General features: G+C 43.3%; 7 protein-coding genes. All 7 read right to left on the reverse strand.

Annotation, left to right across the window (positions count from 1 at the left end):
* Positions 1 to 51: 51 nt before the first annotated feature.
* Positions 52 to 1,905, reverse strand: a complete 1,854-nt coding sequence (locus K1F36_RS12415) for a SulP family inorganic anion transporter (RefSeq protein WP_220114113.1) — start codon at positions 1,903 to 1,905, stop codon at positions 52 to 54.
* Between the two features lie 101 nt (positions 1,906 to 2,006).
* Positions 2,007 to 2,408: a hypothetical protein gene (locus tag K1F36_RS12420; RefSeq protein WP_220114114.1), complete on the reverse strand. Its 402-nt coding sequence runs from the start codon at positions 2,406 to 2,408 to the stop codon at positions 2,007 to 2,009.
* Entirely contained in the window at positions 2,405 to 2,824 is a 420-nt protein-coding gene (locus K1F36_RS12425) for a GreA/GreB family elongation factor (RefSeq protein ID WP_220114115.1), read from the reverse strand. The genes K1F36_RS12420 and K1F36_RS12425 overlap by 4 nt, the downstream gene beginning before the upstream one ends.
* Before the next feature lie 73 nt (positions 2,825 to 2,897).
* Positions 2,898 to 4,190 carry a Glu/Leu/Phe/Val family dehydrogenase gene (locus K1F36_RS12430; protein WP_220114116.1) on the reverse strand — a complete coding sequence of 431 codons (1,293 nt, stop codon included), beginning with the start codon at positions 4,188 to 4,190 and terminating at the stop codon, positions 2,898 to 2,900.
* Positions 4,191 to 4,423: 233 nt separating this feature from the next.
* Positions 4,424 to 5,026 (reverse strand): MCP four helix bundle domain-containing protein, encoded by a 603-nt coding sequence (locus K1F36_RS12435; protein WP_220114117.1) that lies wholly within the window; start codon positions 5,024 to 5,026, stop codon positions 4,424 to 4,426.
* Positions 5,027 to 5,110: 84 nt separating this feature from the next.
* A complete protein-coding gene (locus K1F36_RS12440; protein WP_220114118.1) occupies positions 5,111 to 5,623 on the reverse strand; it encodes a GreA/GreB family elongation factor in 513 nt (170 codons plus the stop codon).
* A 207-nt stretch (positions 5,624 to 5,830) separates the two neighbouring features.
* Positions 5,831 to 6,159: AAA-type ATPase lid domain-containing protein (locus K1F36_RS12445; protein ID WP_313790071.1), on the reverse strand; the 329-nt coding region annotated here is incomplete at its 5' end.

The raw sequence follows: 6,159 nt of genomic DNA on the forward strand, positions 1-6,159 counted from the left end.
CCTGCCTTGATTTTTAAATCCATGAAGGACAACTATCAACCATACCCTATTCTATGCATTTTTCTTAATGTAGGCAGTACATGCTGCAAAATCATCGAATATTTGGTCCTCGGGAATCAAAGATGGAATCAATTTCACCCGCTCCATCATAAACTTGGGCTGTTCCAAGACATGTACAAAAAGTACGGTGATACCAGCATTTTTAAGGTCGATCAATACGTCTTCAAGGGTATATAGTCCGGATTGATCCAAATACTGCATGCGATCCATTCTGATCACCACTGTGGAAGCTGTTTTTGGTATTTGCTTCGCCAACTGTTGAAATTCGCTTGTAAAGCCAAAAAACAAAGGGCCTTTCAAATGCTTAATAAAGACCTCTTTTTTGAGGTCCTCTGGAAAATTGACTTCGTCCGCCCAACCCTTTTCTTCCAACAGAGTTTTGACATCCGATCTTTTTGCCGTTAAGTCTCCCATTTTTTTCATAAACATTAAGGAAGCGATAATCAGGCCGATGCCCACGGCATATACCAAGTTCCAAATGGATGACAATACCATGACCACCAACATGATCACTACTTCAGAACTAATTTTCAAAGGTCCGAACTTGATATCCCTCGGCAAATATGGCATTGCCCTAAGTCCTTTATAATCAATCACCCCTATACCTACGGTCACCAGAATACCCGCAAGTACAGCTGCAGGGATCTTGGATGCCACCGGGCCCAGTGCCAACAATACGATCAGCAAGAGAATCCCGGCAATCATACCCGACAATCTGGTCTTACCACCGGCATTGATATTGACCACGGTACGGATAGTCGCACCTGCACCGGGGATACCTCCAAAAATGGCAGCTATACTGTTACCTATACCTTGCCCCATCAATTCCTTATTGGGCTTATGCTGTGTTTTGGTCATGTTGTCCGCGACCACGGAAGTCAATAGTGAATCTATGGCTCCTAAAAGAGCCAGGGTCAAGGCTGTGAAAATATAGGGAGTCACCGAAGTCAATTTAAATTCACTAAAGATGTCCAAATGGGGAACGGGAAAACCGCTGGGGATTTGTTGGATAGGCCTGTAATCCAATCCAAATCCATAGGCCACCCCTGAAACGACCAACAAGGCCACCAATGCACTGGGAATGGCAGTCGTAATTCTTTTAAAGCCATAGATAATCAAAATAGTGGCCAAAGCCAGGGCAAGTTCCAACCAATCTATTTGCTGTAAAGCCCTTGGCAATACCTTGATCGTACCGATGACCCCGGAAGCATCTTTATTGGCCAAGGTTTGGGCCTCTTTCAGGATATTTTCCTCAGAGACCTCCCCAGCCCTATCCAGCGTTTCTTGAAAATCTTCAAGGACCAGTATGCCTTCGTTCGATTCCTCATTTAGAATATTCTTGAGGATAACCTCTTCCGCACGAGGTCTAAATTGATCTACAAATGCGGCATCTTCCTTTGGATAATAGCCAATGGAAGGTAACATTTGGGTGACAAGGATAATCACTCCGATGGCCGTCATAAAACCTGAAACCACGGGATATGGGATATAGCGAATGTATTTTCCAAGCCCTGCAAGGCCCAATATGATCTGTAGTAGTCCAGCCAATAGAAATACCAACAAAATGGCCGGCAATGCTTTCTCAAGATCACCATCGTTCATGGCTACGATACTGGCGACCAACACCATACTCACGGCGGTCATAGGTGCCGTAGGACCAGATATCTGGGTATTGGTACCACCAAACAAGGCGGCAAAAAAACTAATGAATATGGCACCGTACAGACCTGCACTGGGGCCCATGCCCGAGCTGACCCCAAAGGCCAGAGCCAAGGGCAGGGCCACAATGCCCGCCGTGATACCACCAAATAAATCTCCTTTAAAATTGGAAAAAAAATGCTTCATAAATATTTTGATTGTTTATCTAATGGACGAATGCCGCGGATATTCTTCCGAAGGCCTATCCCCCGGACATTCAAATTCTTGCTATCCGCTTATCAGTCCTTTTATTTTGGTCTTCTGTTAAACCGTTCCAAGATCTTGGAGAACAGCAATAATTTCATTTGTGCATAGCTTTTTAAATGCCCCATATAACCATCTCGATTTTTCTCATGGGTATTGAGATAATAGGCATCACATTCCATGGTATCGCATTCGATGGCATTCAACATGGTACGTTCGTAGCGGTACAATGTCCCCAATCGAAGTTGATTCTCCCTTTGGATCACCAAAAGCCTCTGATGCATGGAGGGATTCCCTAAAAACCGTTTTTCCAATTGGATCAAGTACTGCAGTTCTTCATTTATCCCTTCCATGGTCTCGGTCCAATTGGTTATTTCCAATTTGTCCTTTTTACTGATAATCCGGCTTATGGATTCATGAAAGTAGGGTCTGTTCACTGATTTCATAATACCATATTTATGTTGATGGACTCATTTTCCTGTTCGATATGCTCAATGGTCAATTTCTGGTTTCCCGATGGAAACTCCCATACCAAGGAATCCCCTTTGGCATAACCCATCACCGCGGCCCCCATAGGGGTCAAAATGGATATACGATTGTTCTTGACATCGCTTTTACTGGGCAGGACCAACTTGAATTTCTTATGCCATCCATTTTCGGAGACAATGGTGACATTTGAGTTGAACCGTATGACATCCTTGGGCATATCATCCTCGTCCAAGATCTTGGCAGCCTCCAATTCACCAGCCAGCTTCCTTACAGATGTTCTCCACGTATTGTCCTGATGGTACCCAGAAAGGTTCATTAACCTTTTGAGAAGGACATATTCCTTTTTTTCAATCAACAAACTACTGTATTTCATAGTATCAATTTTAAAGCGTTATGGGATTTTGCCGATGTACTCCAGCCCTACCCTTGTTTTTTTTATAAGTCCATTATGGAAAAATCCCCCTTTGGACATAGGTATCCTCTAGTCGCTCTATGGCAATGACAAAGGCAGCCGTACGCATGTCCAGATGCTTTGTTTCTGTTTTCTGTATAACCTTATTGAACGACTCCCGCATTTTTCTTTCCAGTTTCTCCAATACTTCGTCCAAATGCCATATTTCACCATTGCGGTTTTGCAGCCATTCAAAATAACTACCTATCACACCACCAGAATTGCATAGGATATCCGGTATGATATCAATTCCACGCTTTAGTAAGATCTCCTCTGCCTGAACATCTGTTGGGCCATTGGCACCTTCGGCAATCAGGCTGGCCTTAATATGATGAGCATTGTTCACTGTGATCTGGTTACCCAAGGCCGCTGGAATACAAATGTCACAGTCCAAACCAAAGAACTCGGAATTCTCTATGGGACTTGCCCCTGCAAAGCCAGAGATACTGCCCTTATTTGCCTTTGCATAATCCAAGAGATCCTCCGGAGAAATGCCCTCATCGTTGTGGATACTTCCATAAGCGTCCTGTACGGCTGTCAGTATAGCTCCTTCTTTTTTCAGAAAATGAGCCGCCCAATAACCCACATTTCCAAATCCCTGTACAATGAATTTTTTATCCTTTAAATCAATCTTTTTATGTTGCGCCCAAAATTTTATGGTCAAGAAAACACCATAGCCCGTCGCCCGATCCCTTCCTTCGGAACCGCCGGCACCAATGGGTTTTCCCGTGACCACATGCAGGTTTTTCGAGCGTTCATTGGGAGATTTGGTGGACATATAGGTGTCCAAGATCCAAGCCATGGTCTGAGAGTTGGTATTTACGTCCGGGGCAGGAATATCGAGTTCCGGTCCAATATTGTCCCCCAAAGCATAGGTAAACCTTCTCGTGATTCGCTGCAGTTCATCCTGGGAATATTTGGTGGGATCCAATTGTATCCCGCCCTTGGCCCCACCATAGGGCAAACCGGCCAAGGAAGTCTTCCAGGTCATCCACATGGCCAATGCCCTGGCAGCGTCAATATCCACTGTAGGATGATAACGCAATCCACCCTTATAGGGACCCAATGCATTGTTGTGCTGAACACGGTAGCCGGTAAAGATCTTTACCTCCCCATTGTCCATACGCACTGGAAAATGCACCACGAATTCACTGTTGGTCACTTCAAGGATCTTTCTAATGTTGGTGTTCAATTCAATAATATCCGCGGCATTGTTGAATTGGCGCATCACGTTGTCCAACATCCCTTGTTTTGGTTGCTTCTTTTTCGATGTTAACGTTGTTGTCATATTCAAATATTTAAGGGTACTGTGTACCTTTTTTTAATCATTAATACATTTCATCCGAAACCACTATGGTAGGTTCTTTACCATCATCCATATGTTGGCGATATTCGTTACATAAGTTGATATTTGATCTATTACGGCTCAAAGCGCAATACGATCGGTGCGTACAGGTGGAGCATAAGCTCCGTACAAATTCATTCATGGGACTGTTTTTCATATTTACTTTTAATTATTGATCAACGAATGGGATACAGTGTTTTGATGGGCTGAAAAACCAACATCAAAATAGACACCCCTATGACAATCATAAAGGCGATTTCCAGATTGGACAACATCTTATTGACGCTCAATGATTTTTCTGAGATCTGGGTGAGGTGTCCACTTTCTTCAATTTGAATTTCCTCAAGGGCATCCAAGGTTTTTTTGGTGCTGTGGATATGCCCCAAAATTTTTGATTCGTTATCCTCCCCGTATATGCTCGATAGGCCTGCGGGACCATAAAATTGTTGACGCAAGCGCTTTAAAAAAGTTGCTTCTTCACGGGTCAGTTCGGTCGCGGCAAAATCGTCAAGGATGGCAATAATTTGTTTATCCCGTTCATTGCTTTTTGCAATGTTTCCCGTTTCCAGCACCTCCACTTCCGTATCGTGGAGAAAATTTCTCAACTGATAGATATAGTCCTGAACGACCACACGATCGTCATGGATGGATTCAATCGTTTTTTGTATCGTCGAAAAATGCCTACGGTCCACCAAATTGGATCCCAGCACCAAGAAAAAGGCCAACGCCAGTACAAACCCTACCAGTATGCGTTGTTTTAATGTCAATTTTGCGCTCATATCTTCTTTTTTTTAGGTACATCATCTGTTTCCAACTAGAGAACAACTACTTCCAACATTGATCTTTACAATGATCAATGGCAATTACACCTCCGGTTCATTAAGTGTTTCTTCCATCGAATCCCATTTCAAAATATCACGTAATTCCTTCTCGGAAATCGCCAGTCCGTTCCTGGCATCAACTTGCTGGACCTTGGTCAAACGCAAGGAAACAACATCGCTTGGCACCCCAAACCTAATGGTATCCCCTTTTGATAATCCCATCACGGTGCAGCCCAAACTGCTGAGTACGGAGACCTTGTCCCTCTCCAAATCAACTTCATCCGGTGGCACCAATTGAAAACACGCTTCGATACCCGATGAGCTGACAATCGAAACAATGGAATACAGTCGTACAATTTCGGATGGCATATTCGTTTCATTCATAATAGTGGCTTTCTGTAAATTTTCCCTCAACAAGGCCAATACATTGTCATGGGTATAATCTTCCACACCCAGTCCTCCTCGCAAGTACTTTTTAATCATCAAGAAGTCATCCCTTTCCAAAACGAGGTTACCATATTTCAAAGAGTTTCTGACCATCATTAGTGTTTTCATATTACAGTGGTTAGGGAGGTATTTACCTCTGCCCAATCCGACTTAAAACTATTTGGTACACTACATGGCAAATGGCATGCCCTAATGGACAAAAAGAAGTGAATTCAATATACACGTCTCATTATCAATAACTAACAAAATTGAATAAAAAAGAACAAAAAATGAGTATCGGGTGATTTCTACCCGGTTGGTAAGAAGTTGACCAAATCAATCAAGCTTCTCCCGAAGTGTTTTTCGACTGATCTGTAAAATCTCCGCAGCTCTGGTCTTGTTTCCTTTGGCATGGAGCAGCACCCGTTTGATATATTTTCTTTCCATGTCCCTTAAGGGCATGAACTCCTCCTCGGGGAAGTCTATATCATATTTTAAAAAGTCCGGTAAGTTTTTGACGCCAATCGGTCCATCCGCCATAATGACCGCTCGTTGTACCACATTTTCAAGTTCCCTTATATTTCCCGGCCAAGGATAGCGTTCCAATATCTTTAAGGCTTCCGTATCGATTCGCAATAAACGGTCCCTATACTCTATACCGTATT

This window comes from Flagellimonas abyssi (assembly GCF_019457905.1).
Classification (GTDB): Bacteria; Bacteroidota; Bacteroidia; order Flavobacteriales; family Flavobacteriaceae; genus Flagellimonas; species Flagellimonas abyssi.